General features: G+C 58.4%; 23 protein-coding genes. 13 read left to right on the forward strand and 10 right to left on the reverse strand.

Annotation, left to right across the window (positions count from 1 at the left end):
• Window positions 1-9: 9 nt before the first annotated feature.
• The 3 genes from AB8B75_RS10090 to AB8B75_RS10100 all read right to left on the reverse strand — a co-directional run bounded on the left by AB8B75_RS10090 (window position 10) and on the right by AB8B75_RS10100 (window position 3,456).
• The gene (locus tag AB8B75_RS10090) at window positions 10-1,542 is read right to left on the reverse strand and encodes a sugar ABC transporter ATP-binding protein (protein ID WP_405361891.1); all 1,533 of its coding nucleotides are present in this window, start codon (window positions 1,540-1,542) and stop codon (window positions 10-12) included.
• A gap of 71 nt (window positions 1,543-1,613) precedes the next feature.
• A complete protein-coding gene (rhaS, locus tag AB8B75_RS10095; RefSeq protein WP_405361893.1) occupies window positions 1,614-2,615 on the reverse strand; it encodes a rhamnose ABC transporter substrate-binding protein in 1,002 nt (333 codons plus the stop codon).
• A gap of 40 nt (window positions 2,616-2,655) precedes the next feature.
• Complete coding sequence (locus AB8B75_RS10100) at window positions 2,656-3,456, reverse strand: DeoR/GlpR family DNA-binding transcription regulator (RefSeq protein WP_405361895.1); 801 nt, start codon at window positions 3,454-3,456, stop codon at window positions 2,656-2,658.
• Window positions 3,457-3,643: 187 nt separating this feature from the next.
• On the opposite strand from AB8B75_RS10100, the gene AB8B75_RS10105 reads away from it, so the two are divergent.
• Window positions 3,644-5,746 carry a bifunctional rhamnulose-1-phosphate aldolase/short-chain dehydrogenase gene (locus AB8B75_RS10105; protein ID WP_405361897.1) on the forward strand — a complete coding sequence of 701 codons (2,103 nt, stop codon included), beginning with the start codon at window positions 3,644-3,646 and terminating at the stop codon, window positions 5,744-5,746.
• A gap of 8 nt (window positions 5,747-5,754) precedes the next feature.
• Window positions 5,755-6,993, forward strand: a complete 1,239-nt coding sequence (locus AB8B75_RS10110; protein ID WP_405361899.1) for an L-rhamnose isomerase — start codon at window positions 5,755-5,757, stop codon at window positions 6,991-6,993.
• A gap of 169 nt (window positions 6,994-7,162) precedes the next feature.
• Here AB8B75_RS10110 and AB8B75_RS10115 read toward each other — a convergent pair whose 3' ends face one another.
• Both AB8B75_RS10115 and secG read right to left on the reverse strand, forming a co-directional pair.
• Window positions 7,163-8,809, reverse strand: a complete 1,647-nt coding sequence (locus tag AB8B75_RS10115) for a CTP synthase (protein ID WP_405361901.1) — start codon at window positions 8,807-8,809, stop codon at window positions 7,163-7,165.
• Between the two features lie 173 nt (window positions 8,810-8,982).
• A complete protein-coding gene (gene secG / locus AB8B75_RS10120; RefSeq protein WP_405361903.1) occupies window positions 8,983-9,348 on the reverse strand; it encodes a preprotein translocase subunit SecG in 366 nt (121 codons plus the stop codon).
• 323 nt (window positions 9,349-9,671) lie between these two features.
• Between secG and nthA the strand changes: the two genes are divergently transcribed.
• The 3 genes from nthA to AB8B75_RS10135 are packed head-to-tail and all read left to right on the forward strand — an operon-like array spanning window position 9,672 to window position 11,292.
• Window positions 9,672-10,310: a nitrile hydratase subunit alpha gene (gene nthA, locus AB8B75_RS10125; RefSeq protein WP_405361905.1), complete on the forward strand. Its 639-nt coding sequence runs from the start codon at window positions 9,672-9,674 to the stop codon at window positions 10,308-10,310.
• Window positions 10,307-10,978, forward strand: a complete 672-nt coding sequence (gene nthB, locus AB8B75_RS10130) for a nitrile hydratase subunit beta (RefSeq protein WP_405361907.1) — start codon at window positions 10,307-10,309, stop codon at window positions 10,976-10,978. Before nthA ends, nthB begins: the two co-directional genes overlap by 4 nt.
• Entirely contained in the window at window positions 10,975-11,292 is a 318-nt protein-coding gene (locus AB8B75_RS10135) for a nitrile hydratase accessory protein (RefSeq protein ID WP_405361909.1), read from the forward strand. Before nthB ends, AB8B75_RS10135 begins: the two co-directional genes overlap by 4 nt.
• A 53-nt stretch (window positions 11,293-11,345) precedes the next feature.
• On the opposite strand, the gene AB8B75_RS10140 is transcribed toward AB8B75_RS10135, so the two are convergent.
• On the reverse strand, window positions 11,346-11,744 hold the full coding sequence (locus AB8B75_RS10140; RefSeq protein ID WP_405361911.1) for a DUF6524 family protein: 399 nt from the start codon (window positions 11,742-11,744) through the stop codon (window positions 11,346-11,348).
• A gap of 174 nt (window positions 11,745-11,918) precedes the next feature.
• Here AB8B75_RS10140 and AB8B75_RS10145 point away from each other — a divergent pair, with 174 nt between their 5' ends.
• Both AB8B75_RS10145 and AB8B75_RS10150 read left to right on the forward strand, forming a co-directional pair.
• Window positions 11,919-13,211, forward strand: a complete 1,293-nt coding sequence (locus AB8B75_RS10145) for an adenylosuccinate synthase (protein ID WP_405361913.1) — start codon at window positions 11,919-11,921, stop codon at window positions 13,209-13,211.
• 9 nt (window positions 13,212-13,220) lie between these two features.
• Window positions 13,221-13,445, forward strand: coding sequence for a DUF2842 domain-containing protein (locus AB8B75_RS10150; RefSeq protein ID WP_405361915.1), 225 nt, complete (start codon window positions 13,221-13,223; stop codon window positions 13,443-13,445).
• Window positions 13,446-13,494: 49 nt separating this feature from the next.
• On the opposite strand, the gene AB8B75_RS10155 is transcribed toward AB8B75_RS10150, so the two are convergent.
• Window positions 13,495-16,011: a hypothetical protein gene (locus AB8B75_RS10155; protein ID WP_405361917.1), complete on the reverse strand. Its 2,517-nt coding sequence runs from the start codon at window positions 16,009-16,011 to the stop codon at window positions 13,495-13,497.
• A 138-nt stretch (window positions 16,012-16,149) separates the two neighbouring features.
• Between AB8B75_RS10155 and AB8B75_RS10160 the strand changes: the two genes are divergently transcribed.
• Window positions 16,150-16,869 carry a thiamine diphosphokinase gene (locus AB8B75_RS10160; RefSeq protein WP_405361919.1) on the forward strand — a complete coding sequence of 240 codons (720 nt, stop codon included), beginning with the start codon at window positions 16,150-16,152 and terminating at the stop codon, window positions 16,867-16,869.
• Here the strand turns inward: AB8B75_RS10160 and AB8B75_RS10165 are convergent.
• The 3 genes from AB8B75_RS10165 to AB8B75_RS10175 form a co-directional block, all read right to left on the reverse strand.
• The gene (locus AB8B75_RS10165; RefSeq protein ID WP_405361921.1) at window positions 16,787-17,704 is read right to left on the reverse strand and encodes a DMT family transporter; all 918 of its coding nucleotides are present in this window, start codon (window positions 17,702-17,704) and stop codon (window positions 16,787-16,789) included. The two genes, AB8B75_RS10160 and AB8B75_RS10165, sit on opposite strands and share 83 nt — an antisense overlap.
• A gap of 61 nt (window positions 17,705-17,765) precedes the next feature.
• Complete coding sequence (locus AB8B75_RS10170) at window positions 17,766-19,139, reverse strand: L-serine ammonia-lyase (protein WP_405361923.1); 1,374 nt, start codon at window positions 19,137-19,139, stop codon at window positions 17,766-17,768.
• Window positions 19,140-19,832, reverse strand: coding sequence for a glutathione S-transferase family protein (locus AB8B75_RS10175; RefSeq protein ID WP_405361925.1), 693 nt, complete (start codon window positions 19,830-19,832; stop codon window positions 19,140-19,142).
• A 189-nt stretch (window positions 19,833-20,021) separates the two neighbouring features.
• On the opposite strand from AB8B75_RS10175, the gene rpiA reads away from it, so the two are divergent.
• The 5 genes from rpiA to AB8B75_RS10200 all read left to right on the forward strand — a co-directional run bounded on the left by rpiA (window position 20,022) and on the right by AB8B75_RS10200 (window position 24,720).
• The gene (rpiA, locus tag AB8B75_RS10180; protein ID WP_405361927.1) at window positions 20,022-20,810 is read left to right on the forward strand and encodes a ribose-5-phosphate isomerase RpiA; all 789 of its coding nucleotides are present in this window, start codon (window positions 20,022-20,024) and stop codon (window positions 20,808-20,810) included.
• A gap of 104 nt (window positions 20,811-20,914) precedes the next feature.
• Window positions 20,915-22,378 (forward strand): FAD-dependent oxidoreductase, encoded by a 1,464-nt coding sequence (locus AB8B75_RS10185; protein ID WP_405361929.1) that lies wholly within the window; start codon window positions 20,915-20,917, stop codon window positions 22,376-22,378.
• 73 nt (window positions 22,379-22,451) lie between these two features.
• A complete protein-coding gene (gene hflK, locus AB8B75_RS10190) occupies window positions 22,452-23,621 on the forward strand; it encodes an FtsH protease activity modulator HflK (protein WP_405361931.1) in 1,170 nt (389 codons plus the stop codon).
• Entirely contained in the window at window positions 23,621-24,520 is a 900-nt protein-coding gene (hflC, locus tag AB8B75_RS10195) for a protease modulator HflC (protein WP_405361933.1), read from the forward strand. Before hflK ends, hflC begins: the two co-directional genes overlap by 1 nt.
• Window positions 24,517-24,720: a DUF2065 domain-containing protein gene (locus AB8B75_RS10200; protein ID WP_405361935.1), complete on the forward strand. Its 204-nt coding sequence runs from the start codon at window positions 24,517-24,519 to the stop codon at window positions 24,718-24,720. Before hflC ends, AB8B75_RS10200 begins: the two co-directional genes overlap by 4 nt.
• Window positions 24,721-24,829: the final 109 nt, after the last annotated feature.

Below are 24,829 nucleotides of genomic sequence, written 5' to 3' on the forward strand. Positions count from 1 at the left end.
GTGCTCCCCTCAGATACCGGCGGCATGGCGGACAAGCGTTTCAGGTTGCAGATCCGTGCCGGACAATTCTGCGACCATCCGCCCTTCGCGCATGACGATGACCCGATCCGACATGCCCAGAATTTCCGGCAACTCGGAGCTGACCATGATAATGGCAAGCCCTTGTGCGGCCAATTCGGCCATGAATTCATGCACGGCGGCTTTCGACCCGATGTCGACACCTTTGGTCGGCTCATCGAGAATGATGACTTTGGGCCGGGTCGCGAGCCATTTTGCGATGACGACTTTTTGCTGGTTGCCACCTGACAGATTGCCGACATGGGTGTCCAGTGACGCCGCGCGCAGATCAAGCCGCTGGGTATAGTCCCGCGCGAGCTTGAACTCCTCGGCCAGCTTCAGAAAGCCCTTGCCGGAAATTCGCCCCAACGACGGCAGGGTCACATTCTGAAAAATCGGCAGATCAAGTATCGCGCCTTGTGTGCCGCGATCTTCGGGCACGTAGACGATGCCATGGTCCACAGCATCTGCTGGTGAAGTGATCTGCGCCGCTGCACCGTCGACTTTTACCGTTCCGGCGGAGGGGCGCGTGATGCCAAAAAGCGCCTGCATGAACTCGGATCGTCCGGCGCCCACCAAGCCGTAAAACCCCAGGATCTCGCCCTGTCGCAGGGTAAAACCGATGTCTTCGAATTCTGTGGGATGGCAATAGCCTGCCACCGTCAGCACCGTGTCACCGGGAGTGGGGGTCCGCGTGGGAAAGATCTGGCTGACATCGCGGCCGACCATCATCTTGACGAGCTCTGTCTCGGTGACATCCGTGATCGCCCCGTCGCTAATCAATTGCCCGTCGCGAAAGACGGTGTAGTTGTCGGCGATGCGGAAAATTTCGTCGAACTTATGGCTGATGAACAGGATCGCCTTGCCCTGCGCCTTGAGGTTTTCGACCAGTTCGTAAAGCTCTTCGATCTCCTTGTGAGACAGCGCGGCCGTCGGTTCGTCCATGATGACAACGCGGGCATCAATCGACAGGGCGCGGGCAATGGCCACAAGGTGCTTGTTGGCAATCCCAAGGTCCTTGAGCTTGTGATCGGGGTCAATGCGCGCGCCGACCCCTGCCAGGATGTCGCCTGCCCGCTCCGTCATCGCCTTGCGGTTGATGAGCCCGAATGCCCCGCGGGGCGCATGGCCTAGAAAGATGTTTTCTGCCACCGAAAGTTCGTCAAAGAGCACTGTTTCCTGATGGATCGCGGTCACGCCGCTGTCGGCAGCCGCTTGTGGTGCGGCAAAAACTGTGGGCTTGCCATTGACCAGAATGGTCCCGCCATCGGGCTGATAAATGCCGGTCAGGATCTTCACGACTGTTGATTTGCCGGCCCCGTTTTCCCCGACCAGCGCGGTGACCTGCCCCGGGATCAGCCGCAGCGAGACCTCGGACAGGGCTTTGACACCCGGAAAGGTTTTCGTGATCCCGTCGAGCGCAAGAACTGCGGTTTGCGTCGTCGACCCTTCAGACGGCACGATGGTGTCTGAGTGTTTCAGCATTGCGGGTATCGGCCTTTACGGAGGGGCGTTGGCGCGGCCACCGGAGCCGCGCCTGAGGTCACTTCAGACGATCAGAAGATCGATTTGAACTGATCGATGTTGGAGGCATCATAGATGAAAGGGTCCGCCATAGCAGCGGCGTTGGTTTCATCCAGGGTGATTGCGCCGACCCGACCAATGGAGATTTCAGCGCCGGGTTCTGCCGTTGCCGCACCTGAGGCTAATGCATGGGCAATCATCGCCGCAGAATATCCAAGATCAATCGGGTTCCAGATCGCAAAGGACTGCGACGCGCCGCTTTCGATGGCACCCGCCATCTCGGATGGAAGCCCGAGGCCGGTGACGTTGACCTCACCGACTTTGCCGGCGTCGACAACAGCCTGTGCCGCCGCCACGATGCCAACGGATGTGGGCGCTATGATGGCGTCAAGATCCGGGTAGGATTGCATCAGACCGGTGGCTTCACGATAGGACTTGTCCGCCAGATCGTCACCATAAACGGTCGAGACCACATTGATATTGGGATAATCGCCCATCACCTTGGTCATTTCTTCGATCCAGACGTTCTGGTTTGTCGAGGTCGTGGTGGCCGACAGGACCGCCACGTCACCGCCCTCTGGCAGATGATCCGCTGCAAGCTTGATGATCATATTGCCGATCAACGCGTTTGACGAGGGGTTAAGGTGCATCTGACGCCCCTCTTCGGCCACACCGGAATCCCAGGAAATGACCGTGATGCCGCGCTGCATGGCCTTTTTCAGGGTCGGTACAAGCGCATCGGTATCATTTGCCGATACGGCGATGGCATCGACGCCCTGGGCGATCAGCGAGTTGATCACCTCGATCTGACCTTCCGCCGTTGTGTCAGTGGGGCCGGTGTAGATGATCTCGACGCCGCCGAGTTCCTCGGCCGCCTCCTGCGCGCCTTCGGCAGCGGCCTCAAAAAAGCCGATACCTAGGGCCTTGACGACAAATGCGATGCGCATGTCGTCCTGGGCTATTGCTGTGGTTCCGAAAAGGCTTGCTGCAAGGCCAAGGCCTGCCGTGAGCGTGGTGAAAGTGCGACGTTTCATTGGAATCCTCCCTAAAGTACGTTCGCTTGTTTAGCCCCTTTCAGGAGGCCACGTTTTTCTGAGCGCTCCCCGTCTGGGTAACGATCAGCGTCACTTCGGCGGCTTCGAGCATGATGGCCGCCTTGTCTGTGATCCGGTCATCGGTGATGACGGTTGTGATCCGGTTCAGCGGGCATAGAACCAGGCTTGAGCGTTGCTGGAATTTTGTGCTGTCCGCCAGCACGACCAACTCGTCTGCCTGCCCGATCAGTTTCTGCTCCGCCTGAATGAGCAGCGGGTCCGCCTCCATCAGCCCGAGCGGGCCCAAACCCTGCGCGCCCATGAACATGCGCCGGGCGCAAAAGTTGCGTGTCACGTCGTTGTCAAAGGGCGACAGAATGATGTTCTGTTCGCGGTAAATGGTGCCGCCGGACAACATGATCGTGTTCTTTGAGTGTTTGAGCAGATGCTCGGCAATCGGAAAGGAGTTGGTGAACACCTGCAACCGACGACTGGCCAACGGGTGTACCATTTGGAATGTGGTCGTCCCACCGTTGATGATGATCGCATCGCCATCCGCACAAAGATCGACGGCGGCGGCCGCGATGGCCTGCTTTTCCTCGATATACATGGCTTCGTTGACCGAAAACGGACGCCCGGCCAGCCCAACGAATTGCGGCGGGCTCAGGGCTTCGGCACCGCCACGCACACGGCGAAGCAGCTTATCCTCGTCCAGCGTTGCAATATCGCGCCGGACCGTTGCCTCTGACGCGCCGGTCAGATTGCAAAGTTCGATCACTGTGACAACGGGCCGTTCTTCGACCGCTGACAGAATGATCGTGTGGCGTTCCTTTTCGTGCATTGCTGGCCTCCCTGATCTCACAAACTGTCGAGATTCGCGGTATCTGTCAATCAGTTTCGATCAATATCAACCATATTGCAGTGCAGCATGATTGCTTATGATTGTTTGTGATTGACAAACCGCCGCACTCCGACCAGCTTAAATGAGATCATCAGTGATGGGCGCAAAGCGTCGACCGGGAGGAAACATGTTGAAAACAGTGCAAACGCAGCTTCTTGAAAGCCGCTGGGATGACGATGTGGCGCGCGGGATGAGCGAATCGGACCTGTTGCTTTATCGCTCCAACATTCTTGGCTCGGACAAGCGTGTGACCAACTATGGCGGCGGCAACACATCGGCCAAAGTGATGGAGACGGACCCTCTGACCGGTGACGACGTCGAGGTGCTGTGGGTCAAGGGTTCGGGCGGCGACATCGGCTCGATCAAGATGGACGGTTTTGCCACGCTCTATATGGACAAGCTGCGCAGGCTGAGGTCCCTGTACCGCGGCGTGGATTTTGAGGATGAGATGGTGGGTTACCTGCCGCACTGCACGTTCAACCTCAATCAGCGGGCGGCCTCGATCGACACCCCGCTGCATGCCTATGTGCCGCGCAAGCATGTGGACCACGTGCATGCCGATGCCATCATTGCCATCGCCGCGTCGAAGAGCTCCAAAGAACTGACGCAGGAGATTTTCGGCAAGCGCATTGGCTGGCTGCCCTGGAAGAAGCCCGGGTATGAACTGGGCCTGTGGCTTGAGACATTCTGCCTGGAAAACCCGGATGCCGACGGCGTGGTGCTCGAAAGCCACGGCCTTTTCACTTGGGGCGACACCGCCAAGACCTGTTATGACCAGACCATCGACGTCATCAATGTGGCAACCAAATGGCTGGCAGACCGCAGTGATGGTGTGGCCGCCTTTGGGGGTCCTGTTCACCACAGCCTGCCGCCGGAGGAGCGGCGTGCCATCGCAGCGCGTCTGATGCCGGCGATCCGGGGTTTCGTGTCCGGCAATCAGCATATGGTGGGCCATTTCAACGACAGCGCGGGCGTTCTTGAGTTCGTCAATGCACGGGATCTGGAACCGCTTGCCGCCCTGGGCACATCCTGCCCTGACCATTTTCTGCGTACAAAAATCCGCCCGCTGCTGATCCCATTTGACCCCGCCACCGGCAATATTGACGCGGTTCTTGACGGGCTGCCCGATCGGGTAGACGCCTACCGTCGTGATTATGCGGCCTACTACGAACGGTGCAAACATGACGACAGCCCGGCACTGCGAGACCCGAATGCTGTGGTGTATCTAGTGCCGGGCGTTGGCATGATCACCTTTGCCAAGGACAAGGCGACGGCGCGCATCTCGGGCGAGTTTTATGTCAATGCAATCAATGTGATGCGCGGTGCCTCTGCTGTCAGCGAATATCAGGGTCTGCCCGAACAGGAGGCTTTTGATATCGAGTACTGGTTGCTGGAAGAAGCCAAGCTGCAGCGCATGCCAAAGCCCAAGTCACTCGCCGGTCGGGTCGCGCTGGTCACAGGCGGTGCCGGTGGTATCGGTGCGGCCACGGCCAGGCGCTATCTGGACGAAGGTGCTTGTGTGGTGCTGGCGGACATCAACGAGGACGCGCTGGCATCGACCCAGGAAAGTCTGGCCAATACCTATGGCAAGGACGTGGTGAGCAGGATCAGCATGGACGTCACCAGCGAAGATGCGGTTGCAGCCGGTTTTGCCGATGCGGTGGTTGAATTCGGCGGCGTTGATATTCTGGTGTCCAATGCGGGCATCGCCTCTTCGGCCCCGATCGAAGACACCTCTTTGGCGCTTTGGAACAACAACATGGATATCCTGTCTACTGGATATTTTCTGGTCAGCCGTGCGGCGTTCAAGTTGATGCGGGTGCAGGACATGGGTGGTGCGGTGGTATTTGTGGCCTCCAAGAACGGCCTCGCGGCCTCGCCCAATGCAGCGGCCTATTGCACGGCCAAGGCGTCGGCCATTCATCTGGCACGGTGCCTTGCCCTTGAAGGTGCCGAAGCGGGCATACGCGTCAACGTGGTCAACCCGGACGCTGTGCTGCGCGGTTCAAAGATCTGGGAAGGTGACTGGCTGGATCAACGCGCAGACACCTATGGCACCGACAAGGACGGGCTGGAAGAGATGTATCGCCAGCGATCCTTGCTCAAGCGCTCGGTCTTGCCGGAGGATATTGCCGAAGCGTGCTATTTCTTTGCGGCTGAGACGTCTTCCAAATCAACCGGTAACATCATCAATGTGGATGCCGGCAACGTCCAAGCCTTCACGCGATAGGAAAAGCCATGAGCTATGAAACAGCCAAAGCGGCATTTTCCGATTGGGGCGTTGATACCGAAGCCGCATTGCAACGGGTCCGGTCAATCCCGATTTCGATGCACTGCTGGCAGGGTGATGACGTGGTGGGGTTCGAACAGAGATCCGGATCCTCCGGGGGCGGCATACAGGCGACGGGTAACCATCCCGGCCGGGCCCGTACACCAGATGAATTGCGCGCCGATCTGGAATTTGCCTACGCGATGATCCCGGGAAATCACCGGTTGAACCTGCATGCGATGTATCTGGACACCGATGCAAACCCCGACCGCGACGCAATAGAATACCTGCATTTTGCCCCTTGGGTCGACTGGGCCAAAGATCTCGGCATCGGTTTGGATTTCAACCCGACCTTTTTTGCGCATGCCAAGGCGGACGACAACCTGACGCTGAGCCACCCCGATCAGGGCATTCGCGATTTCTGGATCGAACATGGCCAGCGTTCCCGAGAGATCGCAGCGCAAATGGGCGCGGCTTTGGGATTGCCCTGCGTCAATAACATCTGGGTGCCCGACGGGTACAAGGACACGCCTGTCGACCGGATGTCTGCGCGCGCACGGCTGGAGGCGTCGCTTGACGCCATGCTGGCCCCGCCGCAGGACAAGGCACAGATGCTGGACGCCGTCGAAAGCAAGCTTTTCGGGATCGGTGTGGAGGCATGTACCGTCGGCAGCCATGAGTTTTACATGGGCTATGCCATCCGCAAGGGGACGCTGTTGTGCCTGGATATGGGTCACTTCCACCCAACCGAAAACATCGCCGACAAGCTCAGTGCCGTCGCCTTGTCACTGGACGAAATCCTGCTGCATGTTTCACGCCCCATGCGGTGGGACAGCGACCATGTGATCCTGCTCAACGACGATATCCTTCAAATGGCGCAGGAGCTTGTCAGCGCAGATCTGCTTGGCCGCACGCACATCGGGCTCGATTTCTTTGATGCGACCATCAGCCGGACCGCAGCATGGGTCATTGGCACCCGCAACATGCAAAAAGCTTTGCTGCGCGCGCTGTTGATGCCGCTGGAAACCCTGAAATCAGCCGAGACGGCGCTTGATTTTACAACGCGGTTGACGGTCACTGAAGAGTTCAAAGACATGCCGTTCGGGGCCATCTGGAATGAGTTTTGCATGCGCGAGAGTGTTCCGACCGGTCGGAAACTGATTGAGGAACTGGATCGCTACCAGCGCAGCGTGTCAGGCCGCGGCTAGAGGATTTGTAGGGGCAAAACTGGCGCGAGATGAGTGGCATTTGGATAGCCTGGAGTGAAGACCGCGCCCCTTGGGGCAGGGTGCAATCCGCGCGACATGGTTTTTTTGCCGTTGTGGCCGTAAGTGGAGAATGGGCAATATTGTCCTGCTGCCCGCGAGAGCGCCGGGCTCAGACCAGCCGCGAGATATCCTTGGCCGCGCGCACGAAATCCTTGAAGAGCGGGTGCGGGGTAAAGGGTTTGGATTTCAGCTCGGGATGGAACTGCACCCCGATGAACCATGGGTGATCCGGCCACTCGACGATCTCGGGCAGCTTGCCATCGGGCGACATGCCGGAAAACCTCAGCCCTGTTTTTTCAAGCTGGTCGCGGTATTTGATGTCGACCTCATAGCGGTGCCGGTGCCGTTCGTCGATAGTGGTTGTGCCGTAGACCTCGGCCACTTTCGACCCTTCCGACAGGACTGCATCATAGGCGCCCAGACGCATGGTGCCGCCCTTGTCGTCGCCGACTTTGCGGGACACTTTGGCGTTGCCCTGCACCCATTCCTTGAGGTGGTACACGACGGGTTCAAAGCGTTTCTTGCCAGCTTCGTGGTCAAATTCCTCTGATCCGGCGGATTTGATGTCCGCCACATTGCGGGCGGCTTCGATCACCGCCATCTGCATGCCGAGGCAAATGCCCAAATAGGGCACTTTGCGGGTCCGGGCGAATTCGGCCGCCTTGATCTTGCCTTCGGTGCCGCGCTCGCCAAAACCGCCGGGCACCAGAATCGCGTGGTAGCCTTCGAGATGCGGGGCGAGATCTTCGGCCTGGTCGAAGACCTCGGCATCGACCCATTCCACCTTGACCTTGACGCGGTTGGCCATGCCGCCATGGGTCAGCGCCTCGGCAATGGATTTATAGGCGTCTTCGAGCTGGGTATCTTTGCCGACAATCGCGACTTTGACCTCGCCTTCGGGGTTGTGCACCCGGTCAGAAACGTCACGCCAGACAGACAGGTCAGGTTTGGGCGCGGGCGAGATGTCGAAGGCGTCCAGCACGGCCTGATCGAGCCCCTGTTCGTGATAGGCCAGCGGCGCGTCGTAGATGGTCTTGAGATCATAGGCAGCCACCACAGACTCTTTCCGCACATTGCAGAAAAGCGCGATCTTTTCGCGTTCCTTTTCGGGGATTGGTTGCTCAGAGCGGCAGACCAGAATATCGGGCGCGATCCCAATGCTTTGCAATTCCTTGACCGAGTGTTGCGTCGGTTTGGTTTTCAATTCACCAGAGGCCGCGAGATAGGGCAGCAGGGTCAGATGCATAAAGATGCACTGGCCGCGCGGTTTGTCGTGGCTGTATTGCCGGATGGCTTCGAAAAACGGCAGCCCCTCGATGTCGCCCACGGTGCCGCCGATCTCGCAGAGCATGAAATCGACCTCATCCCCGCCCACATCCAGAAAGGCTTTGATCTCGTTGGTCACATGGGGAATGACCTGAATGGTTTTGCCCAGATAGTCGCCCCGACGTTCTTTTTCGAGCACGGTGGAATAGATCCGCCCCGAGGAGACGGAATCAGTATGGCGGGCGGAGGCGCCTGTGGAGCGTTCGTTGTGGCCCGGATCAAGATCGGTTTCCGCGCCATCATCGGTCACGAAGACCTCGCCATGCTCGAAGGGCGACATGGTGCCGGGATCGACGTTGAGGTAGGGATCAAGTTTGCGCAGACGCACCGAAAAGCCACGCGCCTGCAACAGCGCGCCAAGTGCCGCCGAAGCCAGACCTTTGCCCAGCGAAGACACCACACCACCGGTGATGAAGATATAACGTGCCATGGTTCGGTATGCTCCCGTGCATCTTGGCGGTGTGAGAAAGACCGCGCGAAAAGACTGTGAAAATCACAGCTCCACGGGACTTAAGTGTAACAGGATTCGTAGTGGAAAAGCAAGGAGTACCGCAACATGATGTTGCGAATTCTCGCAGTTCCGCAAGGGGTTGTAGTTGGAACTCAGTCTGCCAGGGGTACAAGCGGCGCGTCGTCACCCGGTCCGGGGGGCAGCAATGCGTCGCTGTCCGGCACCGCTGGCGTGCTGGATTCATTGAGTGCAGGAGGCGTGATGCCCAGGCGGTCAACCACCGAAGACCCGGACGCATTTTCAGCGGCGAAAATCGTCAGCGTGATGGAGGTACAGATGAAGGCGATCGCCAGCAACCAGGTGAGTTTGCCCAATGCGGTTGCCGCCGCGCGCCCTGTCATGGCACCACCGCCACCGCCGCCCATGCCCAGGCCACCGCCTTCGGAGCGCTGCAGCAGAACAACAGCGATCAGGCTCAGCGCCAGAATAAGGTGGACGATCAGGACGACATTTTCCATTAAGGACCTGCGGGTTTGTTTTCGCTTTCGCGGTATCTAGGGAAGTTTCTTCCCGCTCGCAAGGGAGGAAAGCGTCAAATCCGGCGGGGGTTACACGAGGCAAGACCGCCACCATCGGTTTGATCCGGGCGACGGTCTGTCGAAGCTACTCTCTCATGCACGCAGACTAAGAGGGTTATCCTGGAATTGAGGTGCTGCAGACTCGCTTCATGCAAACACACTACCATAAATTGCATTGAAAATCTCATTTAAATTTCAGCCTGTGGATAAGTCTGCCTTTGAAGAACTGGACAATACCCGAGTTGCGCCGCAAAGATGCACCCATGCCCCATGATGATCCCGATCACCCGCATAGTTTGTTGCCGCCTGAACCGGCTCTGCGCGTCAAGGCGTTGGAGACGATCCTGACCCGCAAGGGTCTGATTGATCCTGCGGCTTTGGATGCCATCATCGACACCTATGAAAACAAGATCGGGCCGCGCAACGGTGCCCGTGTGGTGGCGCGTGCCTGGAGCGATCCGGCGTTCAAGGCGCGGCTTCTGGAGGACGCGACGGCGGTTGTGTCCGAGATGGGCTACTACGGTCGGCAGGGTGAACATATGGTGGCGTTGGAGAACACCCCCGAGATCCACAACATGGTCGTTTGCACGCTGTGCAGTTGCTACCCATGGCCGTTGCTGGGCATTCCGCCCACGTGGTACAAATCCGATGCCTACCGGGCGCGCACCGTACGCGCGCCGCGCGCCGTGCTGGCGGATTTTGGCGTTGTGCTGCCTGACGAGGTCGCCGTGCAGGTCTGGGATTCAACAGCTGAGATACGGTATCTGGTGATCCCGCAGCGCCCGGCGGGCACTGATGGTATGGCCGAAGAGGCGCTGATGGCACTTGTGACCCGGGACAGCATGATTGGTACGGGTCTGCCGCTGCCGCCGGGTGATGCATCACAGGAGGCCCCGGGATGAGCCGACCGCACGATATGGGCGGGCGCTATGGCGACGGGCCGGTGATCCCGGAGCCGGAAGGGGACGTTTTCCACGCGGATTGGCACGCGCGGGCGCTGGCCGTCACTCTGGCTGCCGGGGCACACGGGGCCTGGAACATCGATGTGTCACGCCATGCGCGCGAAAAACTGGCTCCGATGGATTACGCGGGGTTTTCGTACTACGAGAAATGGATGGCCGGTCTGGCGGATTTGCTGGTTGAAAAGGGGCTTGTGAGTCGCGATGAACTGGCTGCCGCAGATGCCGACCCGCAGCCGCGCGCGGACAGAACCCTGGCGGCGGACAAGGTGGCGGCGGTGCTGGCCAAGGGCGGGCCTGCGGATCGACCCAGCAAGGTCGCGGCCCTTTTCAAACCGGGAGATGCCGTGCGGACGCGACGGACTGCGGCCAACACATTTGTCGATGGCGGGCACACCCGGTTGCCGCAATATGCCGCCGGTGCTGTGGGCCGGGTGGTGCGGTTTCATGGCACGCATATCTTGCCGGATCTGTCCGCGCATCAGCTGGGTGATGGGTCCGAGCCGCTCTATGCGGTGTCCTTTGCCGCGTCGGAGCTTTGGACACATCCGGAACACCCGGGCGACCGCGTTGTGCTGGACCTGTGGCAAAGCTATCTGGCGCCCGCGTGAATGGCCCGCCGGAACCCGCGTTTGTAGCACCATGGCATGCTGAGGTTTTTGCCATCACCGTGGTTTTGCACGAAGCGGGTCATTTCGCCTGGCCGGATTGGGCCGCCCGTTTTGGTGCCACGTTGAAACGCAGAGGGCTGGACCGGGAGCTGGATGGCGGCGATGACTATTTTGCCGCATGGCTGGAAACGCTGGAAGATTTGCTGGCGAGCATGGGCATGGCGGATGCAGGCGATTTGAGCACCACCAAGGCGGCTTGGGAAAACGCCTACCTCAGCACGGCGCACGGGTCACCAGTTCGGTTGTACGACTAATGCTTGAGTCGCGAGGTTCAAGTTCAAAACGCCGTGACGGACAGGATGCAGCGTTAATCGTCGATGTCATCCACATCTGACTGACCTGACAATGCCCGGCGCACATGGCTCCAGCTCAACCCGATGCCCAGGACCAGCGACAAGGCGAAAAGCGCCAGCCAGACGTTCACATGCGGGCTGTTCAAGTGCAGCACGCCCAGATCGTACAGCACCCAGACCCCCGCGCCGACGAGCGCCAGAACAAGAGCCATGCCAAAGGCACCAATCGAGCGCAGTGTCGCGCGCAGATAAATTATGTAGCCGACCGCCAGGATGAGGGCCAGCAGCACCGCGACGGAAAGGTTGATCGACCCGTATGTGCCCACCCAAGCCACATAGTTATATTGTGTAGGGTTGAACGTCAGCGCCAACAGCGCGAAAGCGAAAAACCAGCGTGTCAAAAACCCTATCATGATGGTTCCAAATCCTTGCGTTGCCTGCTTCGGTAGTTACCTGCAGGGGGGCAGATTTGTCCATGGCCCGAGGGTCGCGAATTTACATATGGGGCGAGACTCTTTTCGCCTTTCCCCGATGGAACGACGCGGCTATACCGGCGCGGGTTTCAAGTACATGAAAAAGGACCAGTCATGGCAAATGTTGTCGTTGTCGGCGCTCAATGGGGCGATGAGGGAAAAGGCAAGATCGTCGACTGGCTCTCAGAACGCGCCGATATCATTGCGCGGTTCCAGGGCGGGCATAACGCCGGGCATACGCTGGTCATTGATGGCGAGGTGTTCAAGCTGAGCCTGCTGCCCTCGGGCATTGTGCGCGGCGGTAAATTGAGCGTCATTGGCAACGGTGTGGTTCTTGATCCCTGGCATCTGGAGAATGAGATCAAGGGATTGCGGGGCCAAGGCGTTGAAATTACGCCTGAAACACTGATGATTGCGGAAAACACGCCCTTGATCTTGCCGATCCACGGAGAGCTGGACCGTGCGCGCGAAGCGCAGATATCGGTTGCCAAGATCGGCACAACCGGGCGCGGGATTGGCCCGGCCTATGAAGACAAAGTGGGCCGCCGGTCGGTGCGTGTTGCAGATCTGGCCGATGAAGCCACGCTGGCGTTGCGTGTGGACCGGGCGCTGGTGCATCACGATGCGCTGCGTCGGGGGCTGGGATTGGAGCCGGTGGATCGGGATGCCCTGCTGGTCGCGCTGCGTGAGATCGCCCCGACCGTTTTGGAATACGCCGCACCGGTGTGGAAAGTGCTGAACGAGCAGCGCAAGGCGGGCAAGCGCATCTTGTTTGAAGGCGCGCAAGGGGCCTTGTTGGACATCGATTTCGGGACGTACCCTTTTGTGACCTCCTCGAATGTGATCGCAGGGCAGGCGGCAACGGGCACGGGCATCGGACCGGGTTCGATCGATTTCGTCCTGGGGATCGTGAAAGCCTATACCACGCGCGTCGGAGAAGGGCCGTTTCCGGCAGAACTTGATGATGCCGATGGCCAACGGCTCGGTGAGCGGGGGCATGAATTTGGCACGGTGACGGGGCGCAAGCGCCGGTGTGGATGGTTTGATGCGGTGCTTGTGCGCCAGACCTGCGCCACGTCCGGCGTGAATGGCATCGCTTTCACCAAGCTGGACGTTCTGGACGGGTTTGACACTTTGAAGATTTGTGTGGGCTACGAATTGGATGGCGCAGGTGTGGATTATCTGCCGACAGCGGCGGATCATCAGGCCCGCTGCACGCCGATTTACGAGGAAATGCCAGGTTGGCAGGAGTCGACAGAAGGCGCGCGCAGTTGGGCTGACTTGCCTGCCAATGCGATCAAATACGTGCGGCGGGTGGAAGAGTTGATCAATTGCCCGGTCGCGCTACTCTCTACATCTCCGGAGAGGGAAGACACAATTCTGGTCACGGATCCGTTCGCCGATTGAGAAAGCGCCATGAACTTCAGCTATAAAGCCCGCCGCCGACTTTCCTTGTTGATCCTGTTGATCGGACTGCCGGCCTACGTCGTTGTGGCAGTGACAGTGGTGAACTGGATCAACCGCCCCTCGTTGTGGGTTGAGCTCTTGGTTTATGTGGTGCTCGGCATTGTCTGGGCGCTACCGTTTAAATTCGTCTTCAAAGGAATCGGGCAGGCGGATCCGGAAAAGCCGGAAGGCTGAATTCTGACAAACTTTGCGACGCAGGGTGCCTGAGACGGCGCTAGGCCTTTTAACCTACTGCCAGTTCTTCTGGCTGAAACCCGATGCCATCGGAGGCGGTAAAACGGCCTCCTCTGATTTTTTCGATTTTGCCGGTCCGCAAGAGTGTACCGAATGAGCGCAAACCTTCTTCACGGCTGAACGGGTCACAGTCTATTTGCAGCAACTGACTCATCAATTGCGGACGAGAGAATTGTTCATACCCCGCCACGAATGATAGGTAGGATGCAGCGGCTTCAATCAGCTCCGGCAATTCGGTTGCGCCGACTTCCTCGACAAATTCTACAAAACCGGGCTCGAGCAGTTGATCAATGTCGTCCTCCAACGCACCGGCTACGCGGCGGGGCATGACAGGTGTTGTCTCAGTTATTCCGGTATCGATGCGTTGTTCTGCAACCAGTTTGAGAGGTGCGGCGGCGGCCTCTGCCGGTCGCTCGGTGCGATTGCCACGCGCAACCGGACGGCGGGGCGTGACCGCTTCGGCAAGATCGTCGCGATAGGCCTGGGTTGTTTCTTCTTCGTTGGGTTGATCCTTCAAGGTGCTGTCGGCGAAACGTGCTGCAACGGCGGCGCGCAGATGTGAAAATGCGTTACGCCGGGTGGCGCCATCGGGGTCTTCCATCTGGTGATCGGCTTCAGCCATCAAACGAGAGACATCTTCGCTGGAATCATGGCCGACCGATGGCAGGCCCTTGCTTGTCGGTGGGTCGTTTTGTGTTCCGGTGCTTTGATCATTTGCGTCACCGGTAATCGCAGCCAGCTCACGTTGCAGATCATCCTCTTCGGCATCGGAAAGGGTGGGCGTGTCTGCGTCTTCGCATTCTTCAAGATCACCGGCTTCGATCGCTGCCGCCAATTCGGCGCGATCCACTTTCATGACGCGTCCTTGAACCAGTGCAACCGTCTCTGCGTCCGTGTTTGATGTCGGCGGAGTCGTGTCATCCGATGAAAGCACCGCGTCGGCATCCTCCTCGTGAGTCAATTCCCTTGAAAAAAGGTTTTCAGTTTCGTCATCGCGTGCAAGCTCACTCGCCTGCGCTGCCTGTGGCTCATCTTCACCCTTTGCCGTGATATCGTCGTTTCCCGCTTCGAGGCGGTTTAAAATGTTGGCGAGTTCATCTGCTGGTTCCGGCGGCTCGGACTCATAGATGATCGGCGCGTCAACAGTGAGCGCATCATTGATTTCTCCGGCCACAGCTTCGAACAATGCATGCCGTGGGTCCTGTTCAACTTCGGGTTCTGACGCGGTCTCTTCGACAGACTCGTCTTTGTCATCCCCTTTGGAAACTGGCTGATGATCAAGCGCGTCTGCGGTTTCAGACGCGGTCTCGGGCTCTTCGGCCACGACGTCGCGAATCCGCTCAAGCTTGGCCTCCATGCTGTCTGTCAGAAGGTCAGAGGAGACCTGTGACGTGCTTACTTCCGCAGTGGTCTCAAAAGAGACTTCTATTTCCAGATCATCAGCGTCGGTCGGTGCGTCACTTTCGGATGCATCGCTCGCAGTGCCCTGCGCCAATTCAGTGTTTGCGGTCAACGCAAGGTCTTGTGTTTCGATCTCGTCGGCGAAATCATCCTGCTGGGAGCGCATCTCGCCAAATTGAGGGGTCTCCGGCGCATCGCTGCTGGCTTCGACTGGGTCAATTTCTGTTTCGACCTCTGCATCGTCTTCCGCATTGTGAATCTCTGCGTCGGTTTCTTCCGCGTGGTCGACTTCGGTATTGGTGTTGCTGGGCTCATCCGTATCGGATTGCGCATATTCGCCTGCTGGGTCGGTCTCGACCGAGGTGTCGGAGTCCGTGTCTTGGGCTTCATCCGGCTCGGTTGCCTCTGCCGCTTCGGCTTCTTCAGTCTCTGGTTCGGTTACGGCGGGATCATCCTCGTTTGATGACGTTTCCACAACCTCTTCGGTGTGATCGACGGCGGTTTCGACCTTAACGGACTCATCCGGATCGAGTGACGCACTGGCCTCCTCGACGGCGGCGTCACTCACTTCCGGATCAACCGTTTCTTTTGCAATGGTGGGTTCAGATTCCGATTCCTGAAGCGGTTCACTGTCAGAGCCAATGGCGGTCGATGCGTCGATCCCGGCAGATTCGACGGCCGCGTCGGGCTCATCAACGGGTGGCGTCGCTGCCGGAACTTCCTCCTCGGCCGAGGCCTCGGGGTCCGCTTGGTGAGCGGTTTCCGTGGCTTCTGGCTCCTCAGTAGGCGCGGTATCTGCATCGGCGTGTGCGTCTGGTGCCGGGTCTTGCGCTGCTTCTGGCGCCGTATCAGCATGAGCTTTCAGCAAAAAATGCCCGCCTTCTTTGCGGGCTTCCACACGTTTCGACACCTCACGTTCTGCAATGCGCGCCAGCATTTCGGCATCCGGCTGGGTGGGTTCCGCCCCAAAGAAACGGTCATCGGCTGAGAGATCCCGAAAATACTCGGCAATGGCCTTCATGGTGTCAAAAGAGTCCTCAAACCCTTCCAGGGTACAGGAGAACGTCCCGTAGGAGACCGTGAGTATTCTATTGTTATTCGTCATCCGAGGGTTTTCCTCTGCGTAATCTCAACGAACTGTTCACCGAATGAGACAGGTCCAGAGCGAAACGAATCTGTGCTCTAAAACGTACCATTCCGTGGCATTGTTGTGTTCTGTTTCTAAAAAGGACATTAAACTTCGGTGAACGAAAAAATTTTAATTGAAGTTGAAGCAGTCACTTTGGTCGGAGGCGGCGCGGTTGGATCGGACGATTTGCGAGCCGCACTCGCTCTGGCGCCGGTTTGTGTCGCGGCCGATGGCGGTGCGGATGTGGTCCTGCGTACAGGTGTCGAACTGGCCGCTGTGATCGGCGATATGGATTCGATTTCGCAAGAGGCCCGAGCCCAAATCCCAGAGGACCGATTTCACAAGATCCCTGAACAGATGAGCACGGATTTCGACAAAGCGCTGCGCAATATCGATGCGCCGTTCGTGGTGGCCGTTGGGTTTTCCGGCCGTCGGATCGACCATCAACTGGGCGTGCTGCACACCCTTGTGATGCGGCCTGATGTGACTTGCGTGGTCTTGGGCGCCGAGGACATCATCTTTGTGTGTCCACGCAACTTCGCACTGTCGATGCCTGCTGGCACCCGGGTATCACTCTTTCCAATGGGGGAGGTGACAGGTCGCTCAGAGGGATTGCAATGGCCCATAGACGGTTTGGCCTTTTCGCCCGCGGGCGTCTCAGGCACGTCTAATTGTGCAACCGGTGACATCGCTCTGCAGGTGGATGCCCCCCATATGCTATGTATTCTGCCGCGCCATTTTTTGGCCGCCGTTACAAAACAGCTTGCTGCGCTTCCAGCTCACGGGCGCTGGCCCGCTCGCGCAGAACCACATAGAGACCTGCCGCCATGGTAATCATGATGCCAACCGAGGCCATCGGGTTGGGCCAGTCGCCAAAGACCAGAAAGCCAATCAAGGTTGCGAAAGGAATTTCCAAGTACTGCATGGGTGCCAGGGTTGCTGATGGTGCATATCGCAACGACCAAGTCATCAACAGATGCGCAATTGTGCCCAAGAGTCCGATGCTGAGCAGGAGCGATCCTTCATAGGCGCTGACGGCAATCACCTGAAGCTGTGGAAGACCGGTGTCCTGAAAGACCCACAAAACCGGGATCATAATGCCGACTGCCATGACGCCGCTCACGGCCTGAAGGCCGATCGGGTCGGTTTCCTTGGCAATCTGGCGGGTCACTAGCATGAAAAGCGCAAAATTCACTGCCACCGCCAAAGGCAGCAGTGCAGGCCAGCCCACTTGGGAAAAACTGGGCTGTACCACCAGAAGTGTGCCGATAAATCCGACCAGACAGGCCAGCATGCGCCGCGACCCGACCTCTTCGTTCAGTGCGTAACGCCCCAAAAGCAGCATGATGAAGGGCATGACAAAGGCGATGGCTACGGCGTCGGCGAGCGGCAGGTATTTGAGTGCGGTGACCATCGCACCGATCCCGAGGATGTGCAGCACTGTTCGCGTAAACGTCAGAGCCAGAACCCGGCCGCGCATTTTCCATATCCGTTTGGTGCCCCAGACAATGGGAATCAGTACCAGTGCCTGTACGGCAAAACGCACCAGCACCAATTGTCCCACGGGCACGGTTTGCCCCAATATCTTGGCAATGGCGTCGCCAACAGGTGCCAGGATGCAAAATCCGAGCATCAGGGCGATGCCGAGGAGGGGTTTGTCTAGGGCCATTGCACAAGCCTAAAGACGGCTTTCAATCAATGCAAGAATACCTGAGGGTTGAACACAATTTTTAGCAGTTTGGTACATTTACGGCCAAACCACCGAGAGAGGTTTCCTTGTATTTCTCGGACATGTCCAATCCGGTCTGTCGCATGGTCTCGATACAGGCGTCGAGCGGCACAAGGTGGGTGCCGTCGCCGCGCAGAGACAGAGAGGCCGCGGAGACGGCTTTTATGGCGCCGAGGCCATTACGTTCGATGCAAGGCACCTGCACCAGTCCTTTGACCGGATCGCAGGTCATGCCGAGGTGATGTTCCAGCGCTATTTCGGCGGCGTTTTCGACCTGCTTGGGGGTGCCGCCCAAAACAGCGCAGAGCCCGGCGGCGGCCATGGCAGCAGCGGACCCGACCTCGGCCTGGCACCCGGCTTCTGCCCCGGAGATGGAGGCGTTGTATTTCACCAGACCTCCGATCGCCGCCGCCGTGAGCAGGAAGTCCTCAATACGGGCCTCGGATGCACCCGGAACATGATCGAGGTAGTACCGAAGCGTGGCGGGCAAGACACCGGCGGCCCCGTTGGTGGGGGCGGTGACAACCTGACCACCTGCGGCGTTCTCTTCGTTCACGGCCATGGCGTAGACGCTCATCCAGTCGTTGATGGTATGGGGCGCGGTCAGGTTCATGCCGCGTTCTTGCAGCAGTTTGTCGTGGATGCCCTTGGCGCGCCGTTTGACCGACAATCCGCCGGGCAGGATGCCATCGGTGGTGAGACCGCGCTCGATACAGTCGTTCATGACCTGCCACAAGCGTTTGGTGCCTGTTTTGAGGTTATCCACACCGCCGCGCGCGGTCTCGTTGGATCGTTTCATTTCGGCAATTGTGCGACCGGAAGCTTCGGACATCTCAAGCATTTGGGCCGCCGTTTTGAAAGGGAAGGGTATGGGCGGACCTTCGTCTGTGGCTTTACCTTCGGCCAGTTCGGCCTCGGTTAGTACGAACCCGCCGCCAATGGAATAATAGGTCTCGCGCAAGGTGACATCGCCCTGCGCATCCGTGGCCATCAGCATCATGCCATTGGCATGTCCGCTTAGCACCGTGTCAAAATCGAACATCAGATCCTGCGCGGGATCGAAGGAGAGCGCAGGTAGGCTCTCGGGATGTATGCGGTGGGTGACTTTGATCTCGGCCAGTGTTTTTTCGGCTTGCTCCGCGTCATAGGTATCAGGCGTGAACCCGGCAAGGCCGAGAATGGTTGCGCGGTCGGTCGCATGACCAACCCCCGTAAAAGCCAGTGAGCCATGCAGAGAGGCGCGCACGCCGTGAAAGGCAAAGGGTGAGGCCCGCATCAGCTCGAGAAAGCGCGCGGCAGCCACCATAGGGCCCATGGTATGGGACGAAGAAGGGCCGATCCCAACCTTGAACATATCAAAAACAGACAGAAACATCTAAAGTGCACTTCCCTCGGGCGGACGGGGCGCGCGTGGCGCGGTGAACAGGTGTGGTCCGAGACCTTCGGCAGTTTGTGCGGCCCGGGTACTGTCGCGGGTCTCCATATTCCTTGCCATGCGGTGTAGGGCAGGGAAGGTGGCAAGGTCAAACCAAGTCGCATCGGCATTTCGCGGGTAGAGCTGGATCCAGCGCAACATGGGAGCGGTGTAAAGCTCCAGCACGGAAGGTGTGTCGCGATGACGCCAATGGGCATCAAGCACAGCCAAATGGGCGAGAATGTTCTCTCTGGTCTGGCTTTGCAGTCTGTGCTGATCCGCCTCGCGCCCGCCGATATAGGCCGCAGGGTAGAAAAGCATGCGCAAAGCGGGATGCAGAGTGTTGGACAAAAAGAACAGCCATTTCAGGGTATCGGCGCGGTCGGGTGCGCTGGGCGCTGGGGCCAGACCACCGTGCCTGTCCGCCAGCCAGAGCAGGATGGCAGCGGTTTCGAAGATCGGGCCCTGCATCGTCTCAAGGACGGGAACTTTGCCAGCGCGGTTCAGCGCCAGGTAGCTCGGATTGCATTGGCCCCGCGCGCGCCTGTCCACAAGGCAGGTGGAAAAGGGCGCGCCCAGTTCTTCCAGCGCCAGGCGGATCACCAAGGATGCATTATCGGGTGCGTAATGCAGAATGTAGGGAGCATCGGTCATACTTTGTGACCTAGTCCAATGCCGTCGCACCCACTTCCTGAAAAGCGACATTTCACAGGTTGTTTGCCGCAGAAATGGCAGGATGAAGCAGGGATGGCGCAAATTCGTGCAGGGATGTTCAAAATCACCCCTCGCACCCGCAGCACTTGTTTTCTATAAGGCGGGCGACTCTGGAAAAGGAAAGCGCGCATGTCCTCTGAACTGTCTCCCATCGACAAGGCCAAGTTCGCCGCCGCCAAACGTGCCGCTGCGCTTGTGGAAAGCGGGATGCGCGCCGGTCTGGGCACCGGATCCACCGCCGCCTGGCTGGGGCGCTGTCCGGGCGAGCGGGTGCGCAATGATGGGTTGAAGATCAAAGCCGTGCCGACCTCCACGGCCACCGCAGAACTGGCCCGAAGCGAAGGCATTGAGGTGATCGCTCTTGACGAAGCCAAATGGCTGGACCTGACCATCGATGGGGCCGATGAATTCGACGGACATTTGAACCTGATCAAGGGCGGCGGCGGTGCCTTGCTGCAGGAAAAAATCGTGGCCACCGCTTCGGATCAGATGGTGGTGATTGCCGATGTGGGTAAAAAGGTCGAAACCCTTGGCGCTTTTCCCTTGCCCATCGAGGTTATTCCCTTTGGTTTGCAGACGACACAGAAGCTGGTGGAAGAAGCCTTGGTTTCCATGGATGTGTTGGGGCGAGAAACCAGTTTGCGGATGGATGGCGCGACCCCCTTTGCCACCGATGAGGGCAATCGCATCATCGACTTGCATCTCAAGCGGATCGGCGATGCAAGGCAGCTTGCCCTGACCCTGAACCAGATGCCGGGCGTTGTCGAAAACGGGCTTTTCATTGATATTTGTGACCGCGTGATCATCGGCTTCGGCGACGGAAAAGTCGAAGTTCGGGATATCGACTCAGGCACGGTTGAGAACAGTCAGGTGGATTTCGCCGAAGAGAGTAATCTTTTTGCGGACCTGGCAGACTGATCCGCCCCGATGACAACACCAAAAGCGCCGCGGCCCTGTGGTAAAGCCATAGCGCGGTCTTATATACCCTTTGCGAACACAGAAATACCCGGAAAGGCCCCCTCATGAGCGAATTTGACTATGACCTCTTTGTCATAGGTGGCGGATCCGGCGGCGTCCGCGCAGCGCGTGTGGCAGCTGGCGAAGCGGGAGCCAAGGTCGCATTGGCCGAAGATGATCGCTACGGCGGCACCTGCGTGATCCGGGGCTGCGTTCCAAAGAAGCTGATGGTTTTTGCCAGCGAGTATGCGGGTGTCGTTGAAGATGCGCAGTCCTATGGCTGGGATCTGCAACAGGGACCGTTCGACTGGCCCGCGTTTCGAGGGCGCTTGAATGATGAACTTGATCGTCTGGAGCAGGTCTACCGCAACCTTCTCAAGAGCTCTGGTGTGGATACTTTCGACGCGCGCGCGTCTCTCTCGGGACCACATGAGGTGACTCTCTCCACGGGCGAGATCAAGTCGGCCAAGCATATTTTGGTCGCGACGGGCGGTCATCCGGTGCGCCCCGAAATGCCCAATGCCCATTTGGGCATTGTTTCGGACGATATTTTTCATTTGGAAAGCCTGCCCAAATCGCTGCTGATCATTGGTGGCGGCTATATAGCCTGTGAATTTGCCGGGATCATGAATGGCTTGGGAGTCGAGGTCACGCAATACTATCGCGGTGCACAAATCCTGCGCGGTTTTGATGACGAAGCCCGCGGTCTGGTCGCCGAGCAGATGCGCGAGAAGGGCATCAATCTGCATCTTGGCACCAATATCGTCGACATTGCGCCGGCAGAGGCCGATCACTCGATGAGCCGGGCCGGCACTGGATCTGATGCTGCGATGGGAGCTGCAGCGCAGGACCAGATGGCGGCGCAAGTGTCCAAGGATGCTGCACGCGGCCCGGTTTGGGTGAAGGCGACAAACGGGTCCGAAAAGGTCTTTGATTTGGTGCTTTTTGCCACTGGGCGGAACCCGAATTCACGTGACATCGGTTTGGAAGAGCTTGGTGTGAAACTGGGACGCCGGGGCCAGATCGAAGTGGATGATTATAGTCAAACGGCAGTGCCCTCGATCTATGCGATTGGCGACGTGACGGATCGGGTGAACCTAACGCCCGTGGCGATCCGCGAAGGCATGGCCTTTGTGGAAACGGTTTTCCATGCTAACCCGACGCCAGTGGATCACAGCCTTATCCCGTCTGCCATCTTCACGCAGCCAGAAATGGGCACTGTGGGTCTCAGCGAAGAAGAGGCCCGGGACAAGGAACCTGTCGAGATTTTCTGTACGTCGTTCCGTCCGATGCAGACTGCTTTTGCGGGCCGACCGGACCGGGTCTTGATGAAACTGATTGTTTCGAAGGCGAACCGAAAGGTTCTGGGTTGTCACATCGTCGCACCGGGCGCGGGTGAAATGATCCAGCTGGCGGGCATTGCGATCAAGATGGGCGCGACGAAAGAGGATTTTGACCGGACGGTGGCGGTTCACCCGACCATGTCCGAAGAGATTGTAACCATGCGCACCCCGGTGCGAACAGCTTGAATTCCGCGCAACCTTGCGTACCTATACATGAAATTGATCGCTCATGGGAGCGCTTCAGGAGGGAAATGACTTAATGGCAGGCAACAATGGCGGCCCCTGGGGCGGCGGCGGTGGAAATTCCGGCGACAACAACGACAAACCCAGCGGCGGAAACCGTGGCAACAACGGCGGTGGTCCGCGAGGGCCGGGCGGTGAAGGCCCTCAAATCCCTGAAATCGACGAGTTGGTCAAAAAAGGCCAGGAACGTCTGCGCGTTTTGATGGGCGGCAAAGGCGGTGGCGCCGACAAGGGCGGCGGTCGCGGCGGCAGCGGCGGAGGTGGACCGGCGTTTACCCGAGGCACCATCGGATTGGTTGCTCTGGGCGCTTTGATCCTCTGGGGAGCCGCGAGCTTCTACACGGTTGCGCCGGAAGAACAGTCTGTTGAGTTATTTCTGGGCGAATATTACGCTACTGGCGAATCCGGACTCAACTTTGCGCCATGGCCTTTTGTCAAAGCCGAAGTATTACCGGTGACGCGCCAACAGACCGAAGACATCGGTTCGCGCACAGACAGCGGTCTGATGCTGACCACGGATGAAAATATCATCGACATCGATTTCCAGGTGGTCTGGAACATTAATGATCCTGCAAAATTCCTCTTTAACCTTGCAGAACCGCAAGAAACGATTCGTGCGGTGTCTGAATCGGCCATGCGAGAGGTGATTGCCAGAAATCAACTTGCACCAATCCTCAACCGCGATCGGCAACTTGTGGCGGACGAAGCGCAGCAACTCATTCAATCGACGCTGGATCAATATGACAGCGGCGTGAACATTGTGCTGCTCAACCTCGACAAGGCTGACCCGCCGCGCGAAGTGATTGACAGCTTCCGCGAAGTTCAGGCGGCGGAGCAGCAACGCGACAGACTGGAACGACAAGCGGATGCATACGCCAACCAGGTGACAGCCGGCGCGCGTGGTGAAGCCGCCAGCCAATTGGAACAGGCAGAAGCCTATCGTGCCCAGCAAGTAAACGAAGCTCAGGGTGAGGCGGCACGTTTCACCTCTGTTTTGGAAGAATACGCCAAAGCACCGGACGTGACCCGCAAGCGGCTTTACCTGGAGACCATGGAAAAGGTCTTTGCCGATGTCGACAAGATCATCCTAGAGAGTGATCTGGGTGGCGGATCCGGCGGACAGGGGGTTGTCCCCTATCTGCCGCTGAATGAGCTGCGCCGTGGCGCTACAGGAGGGACGAACTGATGCGTGCCGGCAAATTTTTGATACCAATTGTTGTGATCGCCGTTTTTGGCGTTCTGAGTTCTGTGTTCATTGTAGATGAGCGCGAAAAAGCCCTGGTCCTGCAGTTCGGACAGATCAAATCCGTCAAGGAAGATCCGGGACTGGCCTTTAAAATACCGTTCATTCAAGACGTTGTGCGGTACGATGACCGTATTCAAGCTCTTGATACGGATGTGACAGAGGTCACCCCTTCAGATGATCGTCGACTGGTTGTGGACGCCTTTGCGCGTTACAGAATTTCCGATGTGATTCAGTTCCGAGAAGCGGTTGGTGTGAACGGGCTGCGGGGTGCCGAAGATCGACTTGAGCGCATTCTCAACCCCGTTATCCGTGAAGTTCTGGGTTCGGACGGGGTTACGTCGAATACCATCCTGTCGGCGGACCGGGCCTTGCTGATGGCGCGTATCACCGAGCAAGCGCGTCTGCGCGCCTTGCCTTTGGGACTTGAGGTTGTCGATGTGCGGTTGAAGCAAACCAACCTGCCCGAGCAGAACCTGGATGCGACTTTTGCCAGGATGCGTGCGGAACGGGAACGTGAAGCCGCAGACGAGATTGCGCGCGGCGAGGAAGCAGCTCAGCGGGTGCGCGCCCTGGCCGACCGGACAGTTGTGGAACTGACCTCTGAAGCGACACGCGAAGCAGACATCGTACGTGGTCAGGCCGATGCCGAACGCAATGCAATCTTTGCCGAAGCCTTTGGAGCGGATCCTGAATTCTTTGAGTTTTACCGGTCGCTGACAGCTTACGAACGCGCCTTGCAGGGTAGAAATTCAACAATGGTATTGTCGCCGGACAGCGAATTTTTCAACTATCTGCGCTCGGATCAAGGTTCCAGGTCGGAAGAAGGTGAGCTTCGGTGAGCACGCTGCTGCTTGCACTTGGGCTTGTAATGATTGTGGAGGGGCTGGCCTATGCGCTGGCCCCTTCGCTTATTGAGCGGATGCTAGAGGCTTTGCGGGCGCTGCCCGAAGCAGCCATACGCCAGGTTGGGTTACTGATTGTTGTCAGTGGATTGATCCTGGTGTGGTTGGCCTGGCAGCTTGGCGCGAGCGTCGGCTGAGTGTTGCGCAACACTTAAAAATTGAGCGGTGCGTTCACAGTTTGGTAACAGACTGTTGAAACTGTGACAGGTAGATACATCTTTGATGTTGCACGACGGTTACCCTAAA

This window comes from Roseobacter sp. (assembly GCF_045106495.1).
Taxonomy (GTDB): Bacteria; Pseudomonadota; Alphaproteobacteria; order Rhodobacterales; family Rhodobacteraceae; genus Roseobacter.